Below are 14,785 nucleotides of genomic sequence, written 5' to 3' on the forward strand. Positions count from 1 at the left end.
TACTGCTCCGAGGCCGAAGAGCAACAGGCTGCGGCGGTCACCCAGCCGGTCGGAGACACGGCCGATCACCAGCAGGGTAGTCAATGTGCCGAGCGAATAGGCGGTGTAGATCTCGGTGAGGACCGTCGCGGCGAAGTGCCAGCGATCCTGATAGAAGCCATACAGCGGCGAAGGCGCGCTGCTCCCGAGCAGGGCGAGCACCACGGTCGCAATCACCAGGTGTCGCGCGAACCGGCTCTGAACGCCCTGCTCAATCACTGGGGCGGTCACCGCCATGCCTGCACGCGCTCCATCCGAGCGTTCATCTAGAGCATGCCTCGCACGGGAGCGACCAGGGGGAAGCCGCGAAGCAGCCTTGCCAATGGCTGGAGGTGACAAGGGCCAGGCGAGACCATACAGGCGGTGGATGGCGGTCACCTTTGGTCTCATCGCGGCACTTTGCTGGGGTCTGGGCGACTTCCTGTCGCGCTTCTCGGCGCGTGGCTTGGGCGCGTGGCGCAGCACCTTCTTCGGGCAGATGCCCGGTGCCTTGGTGATCTCGTCGTGGCTTCTGCTCGATACGGCGCACTGGCCCCGCCTCGCCGCGGCACCGCCCTCGATTTGGGTCTTGGCCTGTCTCGGCGCGAGTTTTTCCATCTTCTCGACCTATGCGATGACACGGGCGCTGATGGTGGGCGCTCTTTCGCTGGTGGTGCCGATCATCGCGAGCTACGGCGCGATCTCGACCGTGCTCGCCCTCCTCAGCGGCGAGACTCTCGCGGCGCTACCGGCGCTGGGCATTGCTGTTTGCATCGGTGGCATTGCGGCGGCGGCAGCGGCGCCTCGGAACGATGCGGCACTGCGGCGGGAGACGGCTGGGATAGGCTGGGCGCTAGCCGCTGCTGCGGGTTATGGCACCGCGCTATGGATCCAGGGGCGCTTCGTGATGCCGCAGCTCGGACCGGCGGCGCCGCTCACCATTACTTACTGCGGCAATGTCGCGATTGCTTTGGTGTTCCTGCGCGCCCGGCGGGAGAGCCTGGCCTGGCCGCCGCTACGCCTGCTCGGCTTCACTTTCGGCTACGGGGTGCTGACGGCGACCGCCTATATCAGCCTGGCGCTGGGTCTCGCGACGGGTCAGGTGGCGATCGTGGCGGTGCTGAGTTCTCTGTGCAGCGCACTGACCGCCGTGCTGGGGTTCATTCTGCTGCGTGAGCGAATGGCCATGCGGCAATGGGCAGGGGTCGCGCTGATCTTGCTGGGGGTTGGGCTGGTGAACGCGGGGTAGGTTGAGCTACGCCCGACCCTACCCGCCGTCATCCTCGGCGAAGGCCGAGGATCCACGCCTTCGTCTTGGCGCCGATGGAAAAGCGCGGGTGGCACGGGGTGCCCCGCACGCCTTCGCGTGCCATGATGGTCCATTCGATCCCGGACCACCATCGTCCTTGGCGAAGGCCAACGGGCGCTAACGACCCCTCAGGCCAGCCCCTCATACTTCGGCAGGTGCCAGGCCTCCGGCTCCTCGGCCGCGCCGCGATACCAGGCTCCAACCAGGGGATGGGCGCGCACCGCCGCGCAATAATCGGCGCTCGCATCGCCGATCACCGGCTCGTAGGTCAGGAAGCGCGCGACGACCGGGGCGAACATGATGTCGGCGCCAGTGAAGGGCGCGCCAAAAAGATAGGGGCCGCTCGCCCCAAACTCGGCGCGGACCGAGGCCCAGAGCGATTCGATGCGGCCGACATCGGCCAAGGCGCCGGCCGTCTGGCCCAGCCCGCCGTAATCCTTGCGCCCGAGATTCATCGGCATGGACTGGCGAAGGTCGCGATACGAGGCGTGCATCTCGGCGGCGACGGATCGCGCCATCGCGCGCGCGCGCCGGTCCTCGGGCCAGAGCGAGGGCTGGAACTCCGCACAGTATTCGATGATGGCGATGGTCTCCCAGATCCGCGCCCCGTCATGTTCGAGATAGGGCACCAGGCCGCTCGGGCTCGCCTGTTTCACGGCTGGCGTATTGCCGCCCTCCAGGGGAATCAGCACCTCGGTGACATCCAGGCCAGCGGAGGCCACGGCGAGCCAGCCCCGCATTGACCAGGAGGAATAGCGGCGGTTGCCGATAACCAATCGTCCCTCAGACATTTCGAATACTCGCTTGCTCCCGATACGCGTCCATCCCATGCCCGACCCGCCCCGGGCAACCCGTTACCAGCCGCAATGGCAGCCATGACGGAAAGTGATGAGCGAAGATCGTAACGCCCGTTATAATGACGATTGTAATGGCGTATCTCCCGCTCGAGGAAGATCTCCTCTTTCTCATCCATGACACCGCCCGGATGATCGGCATCCATGTCGATCGGCTGGCGCGGCAGCATGGCATGAGCCGGGCGCAATGGGTGCTGCTCATTAAGCTAGACCGCCATCCCGGGCTTTCGCAACGCGATCTCGCGGAGTTCATGGAGGTCGAGCCGATCACGGTCGGCCGGCTGATCGACAAGCTGGAGGCGCGCGGACTCGTGACGCGCAAGCCGGATGATCAGGATCGCCGGGTCTGGCGCGTGCATCTGCTGCCGGCGGCGCAGCCCTATCTCGCCGAGATCGGCCTGCATCGCGCCGAAATCGCAGAACTGGTGGGGCGGGGCATTCCGCCCGCCATGGCGGAGACGCTGCGGCAGGGTCTCATCCGATCGAAAAGCAATGTGGCGGCGGCCTTGCGCGCCCAGGCGAGCGACTCAGTTCCGCGAACTGAACCGCTTTTGCCGCAGGACGAGGCCTTGGAGGCATAAATGGATCAGGTTTCCCCCCGCGACCGCTCGGAAGCGGCTGCCGACACGATGGCCGGTCCGACGCCGGAGAGCCGCCGTACCACGGCGGCCGCGCCTGTCCGCCGCCGCCGCGTTTCCCTAAGGCTGCCGCTGATGCTGGGCGGGATCGTCATAGTGCTCGGCGGTTCAGGCTATATGTGGCTGACCGGCGGCCGCTACGTTTCGACCGACGACGCCTACGTCCAGGCCGCGGAACTCAATGTTACGACCGATGTCTCCGGTCTGGTGTCGCGGGTATTGGTGCACGAGGGCGACCATGTGAAGACGGGCCAGGTGCTGTTTCACCTGGGCGAGCATCATTTCCAGATCATGCTCGATGGCGCGAAGGCAAAGCTCGCGCAAATCGCGCTGAACTACGCAGCGATGCAGCAGGATTATCTTCGGATGCTGCGCGATGTGGACACGGCGAAGGCGCAGGTCGATGGCGATCAGGCGGATTTCGGCCGGTTTTCCTCCCTAATCCACAGCGGCGGCGTGACGCGAGCCGAGTATGATACGGCGCATTACAAGCTGCTCGCGGATCAGGCACGGCTTGGCGCCCTCCAGGAACAGGCCCGCACGCAATTGGCGCGGCTGGGCGGCGTCGCGGATTCGTCGGTCGAGAATTTCCCTGACTATAAGAGCGCCCAGGCGGATGTCGCCGAGGCGCAGCGTCAGCTCGACCACACCGTCGTTGTGGCGCCGTTCAACGGTATCGTCACCAATGTCGAAGCTGTTCAGCGCGGCCAGTATCTCAATGCCTCGGCCGCGGCCTTCGGGCTGGTTTCGACCGATGACGTCTTCGTCACCGCGCAGCCCAAGGAAACACAGCTTACCCATGTGCGGCCCGGCCAGCCGGTTACGATCACGGTCGACAGCTATCCCGGCGCGAAGTGGAACGGCGTCGTCGAGAGCATCTCACCTGCCTCGGGCTCGCAATTCTCGCTGCTGCCGGCCGAGAATTCCTCGGGCAACTGGGTGAAGGTCGTGCAGCGCATTCCGATCCGGGTGAAGGTGACTGGCGGGCCCGCGGACCTGGACTTGCGTGCGGGAATGAGCGTCGAGGTCTCGATCGACACGGGCCATAAGCGCCAGCTGAGCGACATCATTCCCTGATGTCGATGGCCGATACCCGCCCCCTCTACGAGCGGATCACCCCGGCAACCCGCACGATTGTCACCATCTGCGTGATGCTGGCGACGCTGATGCAGGCGCTCGACAGCACAATCGCGAATGTGGCGCTGCCTTATATGCAGGGCACGCTGTCAGCGAATGCCGACCAGATCAACTGGGTGCTGACCTCCTACGTCGTTGCCGCCGCCATCATGACGGCGCCGGTGGGTTGGCTGACGGCGCGCTTCGGCGCCAAGAATGTGCTGCTGGTGAGCCTCGTTGGGTTCACCGCTACGTCAATGCTGTGTGGCATCGCGGGCGGCATTGGCGAGATGGTGATCTTCCGCTTTCTCCAGGGCGTCTTCGGTGCCGCCCTGGTGCCGCTGTCGCAGTCGACGCTACTGAATATCTATTCGCCGGCGCAGCGCGGACCGGCGATGTCGATCTGGGGCATGGGCGTGATGCTCGGGCCGATCCTCGGCCCCACACTCGGCGGCTATCTGACGGACCTCTACAACTGGCGCTGGGTGTTTTTTGTCAACCTGCCCTTCGGCATCGCGGCCATTCTCGGGATCGTGCTGTTCATGCGCGAGGAGGGTGAGCGGAAGGTTCCCGGCTTCGACTGGACAGGCTTTGTGATCCTCGGCTTCGCGCTGGCTGGGCTACAGCTCGCGCTCGATCGCGGCGAGACGCAGGATTGGTTTACCTCGAAGGAAATCATCGTCGAGGCGGTAGTGGCGGGGCTCGGCATTTACCTCTTCACCGTGCATATGCTGACCTCGAACCGGCCGCTGCTGCCCAAGGCGCTGTTCACTGACCGCAATATGCTGAGCGCCATCCTAATGATGTTCCTCGTCGGCATGGTGCTGTTGTCGAGTTCGGCGCTGCTTGCCCCTTACCTTCAGCGCCTGTCGGGGTATTCAGTGCGCGAGGCGGGGCTGGAGATGGCGCCGCGCGGGTTCGGGACCATGGCCGCGATGCTGATCTCCGGGCGGGTCGGGACCAAGATCGATGCGCGGTTGCAGATGCTGGTCGGCGTCATCCTGCTGGTGTTGTCACTGTACTGGATGACGCAATGGACGCCGGATGTGGCGAGCTCATCCATCTTGTTCGCGATCATCGTGCAGGGCGCGGGCCTGGGCTTCGTCTTCATGCCGCTGCAGCTGATTGCCTTCGCGACGCTTAGCCCGACACTGCGCGGCGACGGCGCTGCCGCAATGAGCCTTACGCGCAACATCGGCATGGCGATCGGCACTTCGGTGAGTTCAGCGGTGGTGGCTCAGATGGGGCAATATGAGCATGCGGTGCTGAGCTATTTCATCACGCCCTTCGCGCATGCGTTGCAGACGGGCATGCCGATCGACCCGCGGACCGCCGCGGGGGCGGTTCGGCTGGACGGCATGATCACGCGGCAGGCGAATATCATCGGCTACATCGATGCGTTCAAACTGCTGATGCTGACCTCTATCCCCTGCGCCGCACTGCTCCTGCTCATGCGCAAGCCGAAGACCCCGGCTCCCGCGGGGGACGGGCCGGCTCACGCGGCGATGGATTGAGGGCGCGGCCGCCGCCTAACACAGAGACGTTAATGGTTAGTTGCAGTTATGCAACTTTCTCCCATAAATGCGGCGATGACAAATGGCGCGCATGATCGGCTGACAAAAGACGGCGATAAAGCTCGGCGTCAGGCGCGCCGCGTGGCGCGCGCGCGGAAGCCTCCCGTTGACCCAGCCCTTGACGGGATTAGCCGAAGCGGATTGTTCGACGAAGCCTGGTATCGGCTCCGCTACGAGATTCGACCCAAGGTCGATGCGCTTGCCGACTGGTTCGAGCGGGGCTGCAAGAGTGGATTTCAGCCCAATCTTTGCTTTCAGCCCGATTGGTATCTCGCGCAGTACCGGGACGTCGAGGCCCACGGCATCAACCCCCTTGTCCACTACATCGACAATGGGGAGGCCGAAGGCCGTAAACCCTCACCGCTTTTCGACCCTGCCTGGTATCGCCAGACATACAACCCGCCATCGGGCGAGTTGTGTCTCGCGCATTATCTGCGGTTGCGCGGAACCGGAACGGTCAATCCGCTGCCCGGCTTTGACGCGAATTTCTACCTCTCGGAGAATTCCGATGTCGCTGAAGCAGGCGTTGATCCCTTCAGCCATTTCATGGAGCAGGGGTTTCGGGAGAACCGTGACCCCTCTCCCAGTTTCGACACGGCGTTTTATCGGAGCCGGTATCTGCGCAATCAGCCCGATGCCAATCCGCTGCTCGACTACCGGGAAAGGCGTGAGCGCGATCTTGTCTTCGTGCGCCGCCCTTTGCACGAGGAGACAATCCCGGCGGAGATGCGCCGCTTCACCCGGCCAGGCGAGTTTTTCGAGGAATTCCAGCCACTCCCACCGGGTGCGCCGCGACGGGCGATGGTGCTGGCTTATTACCTGCCGCAGTTTCATGCGACGCGCGAGAATGACGCGTGGTGGGGCAAGGGCTTCACCGAATGGACCAATCTGGCGCGGGGCCTGCCGCGCTTCGGTGGCCATTACCAGCCGCGCACGCCGCGCGACTTAGGCTTCTACGATCTCAACGACCCAGCCACCATGCGCCGGCAAATCGCGATGGCGAAGGCCGCCGGTCTGGGTGGTTTCATCTTCTACTTCTACTGGTTCGACGGCGAACGTCTGCTGGACAGCCCGATCGAGCGGTTTCTCGCCGATCCCACGCTCGACATGCCTTTCTGCCTTATGTGGGCGAATGAGAATTGGACGCGCCGGTGGGACGGTCTGGAAACCGAAATACTCATCTCGCAGGACTATCGGCCGTCCGACGATGAGTCGCTGATCCGCTGCTTCGCGCGCCATTTCGCCGATCCGCGCTATATCCGGCTGCAAGGCCGGCCCGTGCTGATGATCTATCGCCCGAACATCATTCCCGATGCGACCGGAACCATCGCACGGTGGCGCGAGATGTTCCAGCGGATCACCGGCGAGGATCCGCTGATGGTCATGGCTCAGGGGTTTGGTGCCGCGGATCCGCGCGAGTTCGGGCTGGATGGTGCCGTCGAGTTTCCCCCGCACAAGCTTTGTGCCGATTTGCCGTCGATCGCCGATAGCCTGATGTGGTTCGATCCGGACGCTCAGGGCAAGATTGTGCGTTTCGAAGATGCCGTGCGGCAATCGCTGGACGAGCCGACACCGCCCTTCCCGCTTATCAAGACCGCTTGCCCAGGCTGGGACAATGATGCCCGGCGGGAAGGCAAAGGCATGGTGGTGCATGGCGCGACGCCCGCCGCCTTCGAACACTGGGTCAGTGAGCTGGTCGATCGCGCGCGCACGGCGCCTTTCTTCGGCAAGGCGATCGTCTGCATCAATGCCTGGAACGAGTGGGCCGAGGGCGCCTATCTGGAGCCCGACACCCATTTCGGTGCCGCCTTCCTCAATGCGGCGAGCCGCGCGATCAGCGCCGCCGCGCCGCCGCATCATCGCGCGAAATTTCTGCTGGTAGGCCATGACGCGCATCGCCATGGGGCGCAGACGCTGCTGCTCGAACTTGGTCGCAAACTTCGTGCGGCGCATGGTCTGGCCGTGGAATTCCTGCTGCTCGACGGCGGTCCAATGCTCGCCCAGTATGCTGCCGAAGCGCCGACGGCGGTACTGAGCGGCACGAAGGATCTGGAGCGGGAGATCAACGGGTTGCTGGCGCGCGGTTTTACCAGCGCGATAGTCAATAGCGTTGCCTCGGGGCGCGCCTGTGTGGCGCTGGCGGAGCGCGGCGTGGCGCCGGTGCTGCTGGTTCACGAATTGCCGAGTTTGATTCGCGAGAAGTCTCTTACGGGGATTGCGGTGTCGGCGGTGGAAGCGGCGAAACACGCTGTCTTCCCCTCGACTTTTGTGCGCAACGCCTTCGTCGGGCTCACGCCTGCCGGGGTGGATTTGGTTGGTGAGGTCATTCTTCCGCAGGGTGTTTACCAGCCGGTCGTCTTCGATCTTGCGGCTCGATTGCGCGTTCGAGCGGAATTTGGCGTGCCCGCGGGGGCGCGGCTCTTGCTTGGCTTGGGTTATGGCGATCTGCGCAAGGGGTTCGATCTGTTCCTGCAGCTTTGGCGCGCCAGTCAAGGCGGAAACGAGCCGGTGCATTGCCTTTGGGCGGGCAAGCTGGACACGACACTCACCGGCTATCTTCAGCCCGAGATCTCCGCGGCGATGGAGGCCGGCAGCTTCCACCTGGCCGGGTTCCGTCGAGACGTGGCGGCGTTGCTTTCGGCCGCCGATGTCTTTGTGCTGACCTCGCGGGAGGATCCCTTTCCCTCGACGGTGCTGGAGGCTCTTGCGGCCGGACTGCCGAGTGTCGCTTTCCTCGGTTCCGGCGGTGTGCCTGAGATGCTGGCCGAGTTTGTCGCCGGGGAAGCGATGCCGATGGGCAATGTGGCGGCGATGGCGCTGGCGGCGCGGCAGCTAGGCGATCTCGCGGACGTGGAGATTGCCGATCGGCGCGAGCGGCTTGCAGCTATCGCCGAAGAGTATTTCGATTTTGGCCGCTATGCGCGCGACATCGTGGATCATGTCGATCCTACTCTGCTGGAGGTCTCGGTCGCGGTGCCCAATTATAATTATGCACAATACTTGCCCGAGCGGCTGGGTGCGATCTTCGGCCAGACGCTGCCCGTTCGGGAGGTGTTGCTGCTCGACGACGCTTCCACGGATGACAGCCTATCCGTAGCGCGAGAGACGGCGGAAACTTGGCGGCGCGATCTACGCATTTTGCCAAACGAGCGCAATTCCGGGGCGGTGCTGCGGCAATGGCGCAAGGCCGCCGAAGCGGTGAGCGGGCGCTACCTCTGGATCGCGGAGGCGGATGACGACAGCGATCCGCGATTTCTCGAAAAGGCAGTGGCCGCGCTAGATGCCGAGCCTGCGGCGGTAATGGCGTTTACCGACAGCGCCTCGATTGACGAGGCGGGCGAAACGATCGAGGCGAGTTATCAGCACTACTACAATATTTCTGCCCCCGGCTTCCTCACGATCGACGGCGTGTTTCCCGGCGGGCTCTTCCTGGAGCGGTGCCTCAGCGAGCGAAATCTTATACTCAATGTAAGTTCCGTCGTGTGGCGGCGCTCGGCGTTGCTGGCGGCATTTGAGCGATGCGAAGCGGCGCTCGACACTTTCATGGTCGCGGGAGATTGGCGACTGTATGCGGAGGTCTTGTCGGTCCCAGGCGCGCGGATTGCCTATGTGGCGTTGCCGCTCAATCGGCACCGGCGGCATCGCGCGAGCGTAACGCGGTTGCTGGACGCGGATCGCCATGTCGCGGAAATCGCGGCGGCGCAGGCGGCGGTGGCTAGATTTCTACCGCTGCAGTCGGCGCGGATTGCTCGTCAAAAGCAATATCTTGAGGAGGTTTCGAAGCAGCTTGGCGCGGGAGGCATGCCCCCGCGCCTCCGCGACCCAACGAAACGGGCGGCTCGCGCCCGGTCTTCTAAGGCTGGACGTTGACCTGACCGCGGATCTCACCGTTCGGGAAGGCTTGCGTATGGAGGTTCACGTAGTAGAGGCCGCCTAGAAGCTGCGACACCTCGTCGAGCGTCAGCTTGGCGGCGCCGTCGATCGGGCTGGTCAGCGGCGGTGGGATCGGGACCACCGGCGGCGCGTCTATGCCGGGTGTCGCGGGGCCATGGAAATGCGCCGCCATCACCGGGCCGGAGAGGCCCGAATAGGTGATGTGCCACTGTAGCGTAAGCGTCGCCGCGTCATACTGCGCCGTGACGTAGCCAAGCCCCGTCGGAGGCGCGCCAGTCACTGGAATGAGCTTGGCGGTGAGGGTAACAACGGCAGCCTGAGCCGAGCCCGAGGCGAGTAGACCGCCGACGCCGAGGAGCGTCACAGCCGCGAGGGTCATGAGGCTGCGCCGGCCGAGAAATTGCTTCATCGCGAATATCCTTGCTGTGGCACTCATAAAAATATCTCGCTCCCTGCTCGGTGATGTTGAGGGGGCGATCACGGGATCGTGACGCTTTAGAGTCAGGCGGCTAGCCGGTCTACCTCCCGGATGGCGAGGCCCAGGCTGGCGACGAGATCGTCCATCATCGCGTCGGTATGACGGGGGGTGGGCGTCAGCCGCAGACGTTCCTGGCCGCGCGATACGGTCGGGTAGTTTATGGGCGTCGCGTAATGCCCGTGATGCTCGAGTAGGAGGCGACTGATCTCTCGGCACCGCACGGCCTCCCCAATCGCCACCGGCACAATGTGGCTTGGAGACGGCAGCACCGGCAAGCGTGCCGCGGCGAGCTTGGACTTCATGGTCTCGGCACGCTCGAACAAAGCCGCGCGGCGTGGGGCGTCCTGCCGCAGGTGACGGATGCTGGCGAGTGCACCGCCGACAACGGCCGGCGGTAGCGAGGTGGTGAAGATAAAGGCGGGCGCCGTCGAGCGGAGGGAATCGACCACGACGGCATCCGCCGCGATATAGCCGCCATGACAGCCGAAGGCTTTGGCGAGCGTGCCCTCGACGACAGTCAGGCGATGCGCGACACCATCGCGTTCCGCGACACCGCCGCCCTGCGGGCCGTACATGCCGACGGCATGAACCTCGTCGAGATAGGTCAGCGCGCCGTAGCGATCCGCTAGATCGCAGATCGCAGCGACGGGCGCGATATCGGCATCCATCGAATAGACGGATTCGAAGGCGATGAGTTTAGGCGCCGCAGTGGGGGCCGCCGCGAGCAACTCGGCAAGATGGGCAAGATCGTTGTGGCGAAAGATATGGCAAATCGCGGAACTCATCTTGATGCCGGCGATCATCGAGGCGTGGTTCTTCGCGTCGGAAAATACGTGCCAGTCCGGCAGGCCGCGAAGAATGCCGCTCAGGCTCGCCTGATTCGAGACGAAGCCAGAGCTGAAGAGGAGAGCTGCCTCCTTGCCATGCAGCGAGGCGAGTTCAGTTTCCAGCGCGGTGTGCAGGCTGGAGGTGCCGCCAATGTTGCGGGTGCCCCCTGCCCCGGCGCCGGATGCCCTGACCGCAGCACAGGCGGCTTCCGTGACGATCGGATCGACGCCCATGGCGAGATAGTCGTTGGATGACCAGACGATAACATCCCGCCGCTGGCCATCGCGTTCCATCGCGTAGACCGGGAAGCGCGCGGCGTCCCGTTGGAGCGGAGTGAACTGCCGATAGCGGCCTTGCGCCCGAACATCGGCGAGATGCGATCGACAATGCGCGAGAAAGGCGTTCATCGGCGCTCCGGCGGAAAGCTGGGTCATCAGCCGCCCACCTCCGGCTTGCTGTCGAACTGCTTCAGATAGGCGATGATGTCGCGCCGCGCCACCGCATCATCCAGATGGACCGGCATCAGAGCGCCCGGCATCATCGCCTGAGGCCCGGCGATCCAGCGATCCAGAGTCTGCGTGTTCCACACCACGGAGGAGGCGGCCAGCACGGTGCTGTAGGGGTAACCCGGCATCTTCCCGGCGACGTGGCCGTAGATGGTGTCGAGCGGCGGTCCGGCGGCGTTGCGGCCTGTCTGGTGGCATTCGGCGCAGTTCTGCATGAAGAGTTTCTCGCCGGCTGCGGGGTCCGGCGGCGCGCCGACGAAGCGCGTGAGATCCTTGATGTCGTTGGCGTGGGTCGCACGGAAGAATGTGTAGGACAGTGTGATCTGATCGACATCCGAGGTGTCGTCGGCGGTCGCGATGCGCGGATCGACGAAGAAATCGACCGGCATCTCCACCGTCTGCCCGGCCTTCAGCAATTCCTGGGTAAAGCAGAAGCACTGAACCTTCTTGAAATAGAGCCCCGCCTTGTCCGGCGTCACGTTGAACAGCGCACGGCCGACGATGTCCTCCTTGGATAGATTAGTGGCGCGGAAGAAAACGAGCGCCTCCTGCCCGAGCTTGAGCTTCACGTGGTCCTGAACCGGCTCGAAGCGCCAGGGCAGACTGCTGGAGGTGGTGGTTGTGAAAAAGACCGTGACGGTCTTGTCGGAGATCTTCGAGTTGTTGCTGGTGACGCGCTGCGTGGTGCCATTATAGCCGGTGGCCTCGCAGAACAGCCGGTAGAGGGGCACCGAGAAGCCGACCAGCGTGATCATGATGGCGATCACGCCGCAGAGCCCGAGTAGTGTTGCGAGGCGACGCCGCATGCCGTCCGGCTCCTGATCCGTCTACCCGTCAGACCTGCCGCCCCGCCTGACGTCTTGTCCGGGCGGTGCATCGCGGCCAGCATGACTGCCTCAACAAAAGCCGCCTTCCAGACTCGCGAACGAACCCGGTCGCGACCCGCCGCAACTGTGCCGGAGACTAGGCCATGCCCGTGCGAGTGAAAACTGCCCACCGCCGCTGGGGTCCTATGAGCATTCGGGACAATCCTGTCGCGATCTGGCCATTGCGCATTGTCCTTGTGGTGATCGGCGTGGCGCTGTTGGCCGCCTCCGCCCATATCGCCCTGCCCTTCTGGCCGGTTCCGATGACGATGCAGAGCGGCGTCGTGCTGCTGCTTGGCGCCGCCTATGGTTCCGGTTTGGCCGAGGCGACGGTCGGCGCCTATTTGGTCGCGGGAGCCGTCGGTCTGCCGGTTTTGGCCACTGGGGCCGGGCTGGCCTATATGGCGGGACCAACGGTTGGTTACCTCATTGGCTTCCTGGCCGCCGCGAGCTTCATGGGCCAGTGCAGCGCGCAGGGAGTGATGCGCGGGTGGTTTGGCACGGTGCTGGCGTTCGCGGTCGGGGCCGCCATTATTTTCGGCTGCGGTATCGGCTGGCTGAGCTTGCTCATCGGCCCGCAGAAAGCGATCGCGGCCGGGCTGCTGCCGTTCCTGCCCTCAGAGGCGACGAAGCTGGTGATGGCGGTGCTGCTATACCGGGCAGGCGCGATGGTTCGGCCGGCATTCGCGTGAAGACGCGGATTCAACGCCCGCGCGTCGATCGGGGTGGTGATTTAGAATAATGAACCGCTGCGAATGGGGCGAACGATGGGTTTCGAACCCACGACATCCAAGACCACAACCTGGCGCTCTACCAACTGAGCTACGTCCGCCATCGCATCTTCCCCGCATCTTGGCGGGGCGGCTCCTTTAAAACGATCGCGCCGAGCCCGTCAACGCCGGCTCCGGCGCACCGGCCTCGGCGAATTCGGAGAAGTGACGGCGGAGGCGGCTGATCGCCTCGTCCAGCACCGCCGGACGCTTGCAGAAGGCGAAGCGGATATGATGGGCCGGCGCGCGATCCACATAGAAAGCGGAAAGCGGTATCGCCGCCACGCCAGCGACCTCGGTGAGGTGGCGGCAGAAGGCCGCATCGTCGCGAACCGGATCGAGCGCCGAATAGTCGGCGAGCACGAAGTAGCTGCCGCCGCTTGGGAGGGTGCGGAAGCCCAGGGACTCCAGCCCGTCCACAAGCAGGTCGCGTTGTGCCGCGAGGTCAGTGGCGAGACCCGCGAAATAGGCGTCGTCCTTGGCTAGTCCCACCGCGACAGCCCGCTGCAGGTTCGGCGGCGTGGTGAAGGTGAGGTTCTGGTGGGCGCGGGCGACGAGCCCGGTCAGCGCCGCTGGGCCACTCACGTAGCCCACCTTCCAGCCGGTTAGGCTGAAGGTCTTGCCGGCGCTGCCGATACGAAGGCAACGCTCCCGCATCCCCGGCAGCGTCATCAAAGGCTGGTGGCGGCGGCCGTCGAAGACCAGGTGCTCATAGACCTCGTCGCAAACCGCATAGGCGTCGTGGCGCTGCAGAAGGTCAGCGATGAAGCCGAGTTCCTCCTCGTCGAAGACCTTGCCGGTCGGATTCATCGGGGAGTTCAGCAGGATCGCCTTGGTGCGCGGACCGAAGGCGGCGGCTAGGGCCTCGCGCGGCAGCGACCAATGCGGCGGTTCCAAGCGCACCAGGCGCGGCACGGCGCCCAGCAGGCGGACGACTGGAAGATAAGTATCGTACAGCGGCTCGATGAGCACGACCTCGTCGCCGGGGTCGAGCAGCGCCATCAGGCAGGCGGTGATCGCCTCGGTGGCGCCTGAGGTTACGACCACCTCGCGGTCCGGGTCGAAGTCCAGGCCATAGAAGCGCTGGTTCGCGGCGGCGACCTGGCGGCGCAGCTCCGGGACGCCCGTGAGCGGCGGATACTGGTTGCGGCCGTCCCGGAGGGCCGCGGCGGCGGCATCGATGAGATCCGCCGGACCATCGGTGTCAGGGAAGCCCTGGCCGAGATTGATCGCCTGATGCGTCAGCGCGAGCGCCGACATCACCGTGAAGATCGTCGTCCCGCCCTGACCGAGCAATGTGTTCCCTGGCTTCACCTAACCCTCCAGCCGCAAGCCGCCATAGTGATGGGGGCTCTCGCGGAGAACAATCCCCACCGCTTGCCCAAGGACAAGGCAAGGTTTTGCAGGTCTGCCCAAATAGGTGGCGCTGGCGGTTTCCGACGCCAAGATTCCTTCGTTCGCAACCGGGGGGCCGCATTGCAGGCCGCATCGCAGCATGCGAAGACCCGAGGCGTCTGCCGTCTCCTCGGAGACATCGCATGACCGCAATGACAAGGTGGGGCGGCGTCCGGCCGCTCCCCGGCGAGGATACGATGAAAAAGATCGAAGCGGTTATTAAGCCCTTCAAGCTCGACGAAGTGAAGGAAGCGCTGCACGAAGTGGGGCTGCAGGGCATCACCGTGGTCGAGGCCAAGGGCTTCGGCCGCCAGAAAGGCCATACGGAACTCTATCGCGGCGCCGAATACGTGGTGGATTTCCTTCCTAAGGTGAAGATCGAGGTGGTCTGCGAGGATGCCCTGGCCGAGCGCGCGGTGGAGGCGATCATGAGCGCCGCGCGGACCGGCCGCATCGGCGACGGCAAGATATTCGTGAGTTCGGTCGAAGAGGTCATCCGCATCCGCACCGGGGAGCGTGGCGCGGACGCTGTCTGAACC

Annotated in this window: 13 protein-coding genes and 1 tRNA gene; 7 read left to right on the plus strand and 7 right to left on the minus strand. The window is 64.6% G+C overall.

Features of this window, described 5'->3' with window-relative positions:
• On the minus strand, nt 1-276 hold a 276-nt coding region (locus GSQ83_RS07770; protein ID WP_371417978.1), incomplete at its 3' end, for an MFS transporter.
• Between the two features lie 130 nt (nt 277-406).
• On the opposite strand from GSQ83_RS07770, the gene GSQ83_RS07775 reads away from it, so the two are divergent.
• Nucleotides 407-1,267: a DMT family transporter gene (locus tag GSQ83_RS07775; RefSeq protein WP_158802298.1), complete on the plus strand. Its 861-nt coding sequence runs from the start codon at nt 407-409 to the stop codon at nt 1,265-1,267.
• Nucleotides 1,268-1,455: 188 nt separating this feature from the next.
• On the opposite strand, the gene GSQ83_RS07780 is transcribed toward GSQ83_RS07775, so the two are convergent.
• A complete protein-coding gene (locus tag GSQ83_RS07780; RefSeq protein WP_158802299.1) occupies nt 1,456-2,118 on the minus strand; it encodes a glutathione S-transferase family protein in 663 nt (220 codons plus the stop codon).
• Between the two features lie 137 nt (nt 2,119-2,255).
• On the opposite strand from GSQ83_RS07780, the gene GSQ83_RS07785 reads away from it, so the two are divergent.
• From GSQ83_RS07785 to GSQ83_RS07800, 4 genes are read left to right on the plus strand one after another with little or no spacing between them, the layout of a single operon-like run.
• Complete coding sequence (locus tag GSQ83_RS07785) at nt 2,256-2,762, plus strand: MarR family winged helix-turn-helix transcriptional regulator (RefSeq protein WP_158802300.1); 507 nt, start codon at nt 2,256-2,258, stop codon at nt 2,760-2,762.
• Nucleotides 2,763-3,896, plus strand: coding sequence for an HlyD family secretion protein (locus GSQ83_RS07790; protein ID WP_158802301.1), 1,134 nt, complete (start codon nt 2,763-2,765; stop codon nt 3,894-3,896). It begins immediately after the preceding gene.
• Nucleotides 3,897-3,901: 5 nt separating this feature from the next.
• On the plus strand, nt 3,902-5,449 hold the full coding sequence (locus GSQ83_RS07795; protein WP_158802302.1) for a DHA2 family efflux MFS transporter permease subunit: 1,548 nt from the start codon (nt 3,902-3,904) through the stop codon (nt 5,447-5,449).
• A gap of 48 nt (nt 5,450-5,497) precedes the next feature.
• Nucleotides 5,498-9,379 carry a glycoside hydrolase family 99-like domain-containing protein gene (locus GSQ83_RS07800; RefSeq protein ID WP_158802303.1) on the plus strand — a complete coding sequence of 1,294 codons (3,882 nt, stop codon included), beginning with the start codon at nt 5,498-5,500 and terminating at the stop codon, nt 9,377-9,379.
• On the opposite strand, the gene GSQ83_RS07805 is transcribed toward GSQ83_RS07800, so the two are convergent.
• From GSQ83_RS07805 to GSQ83_RS07815, 3 genes are all read right to left on the minus strand, one after another.
• On the minus strand, nt 9,363-9,812 hold the full coding sequence (locus tag GSQ83_RS07805) for a CHRD domain-containing protein (protein ID WP_158802304.1): 450 nt from the start codon (nt 9,810-9,812) through the stop codon (nt 9,363-9,365). The two genes, GSQ83_RS07800 and GSQ83_RS07805, sit on opposite strands and share 17 nt — an antisense overlap.
• Nucleotides 9,813-9,904: 92 nt before the next feature.
• Nucleotides 9,905-11,143: a 5-aminolevulinate synthase gene (gene hemA / locus GSQ83_RS07810; RefSeq protein ID WP_371417979.1), complete on the minus strand. Its 1,239-nt coding sequence runs from the start codon at nt 11,141-11,143 to the stop codon at nt 9,905-9,907.
• Complete coding sequence (locus GSQ83_RS07815) at nt 11,143-12,021, minus strand: cytochrome c oxidase assembly protein (RefSeq protein WP_158802305.1); 879 nt, start codon at nt 12,019-12,021, stop codon at nt 11,143-11,145. Before GSQ83_RS07815 ends, hemA begins: the two co-directional genes overlap by 1 nt.
• 164 nt (nt 12,022-12,185) lie before the next feature.
• Between GSQ83_RS07815 and GSQ83_RS07820 the strand changes: the two genes are divergently transcribed.
• Nucleotides 12,186-12,773: a biotin transporter BioY gene (locus GSQ83_RS07820; protein ID WP_216849969.1), complete on the plus strand. Its 588-nt coding sequence runs from the start codon at nt 12,186-12,188 to the stop codon at nt 12,771-12,773.
• Between the two features lie 64 nt (nt 12,774-12,837).
• On the opposite strand, the gene GSQ83_RS07825 is transcribed toward GSQ83_RS07820, so the two are convergent.
• Together GSQ83_RS07825 and GSQ83_RS07830 are read right to left on the minus strand one after the other, a co-directional pair.
• A tRNA-His gene (locus GSQ83_RS07825) sits at nt 12,838-12,913 on the minus strand.
• 37 nt (nt 12,914-12,950) lie between these two features.
• Nucleotides 12,951-14,165: an aminotransferase gene (locus tag GSQ83_RS07830; RefSeq protein WP_158802306.1), complete on the minus strand. Its 1,215-nt coding sequence runs from the start codon at nt 14,163-14,165 to the stop codon at nt 12,951-12,953.
• 278 nt (nt 14,166-14,443) lie between these two features.
• Between GSQ83_RS07830 and GSQ83_RS07835 the strand changes: the two genes are divergently transcribed.
• The gene (locus GSQ83_RS07835) at nt 14,444-14,782 is read left to right on the plus strand and encodes a P-II family nitrogen regulator (protein ID WP_158802423.1); all 339 of its coding nucleotides are present in this window, start codon (nt 14,444-14,446) and stop codon (nt 14,780-14,782) included.
• Nucleotides 14,783-14,785 lie beyond the last annotated feature (3 nt).

Source organism: Acidisoma sp. L85 (genome assembly GCF_009765865.1).
Taxonomy (GTDB): Bacteria; Pseudomonadota; Alphaproteobacteria; order Acetobacterales; family Acetobacteraceae; genus Acidisoma.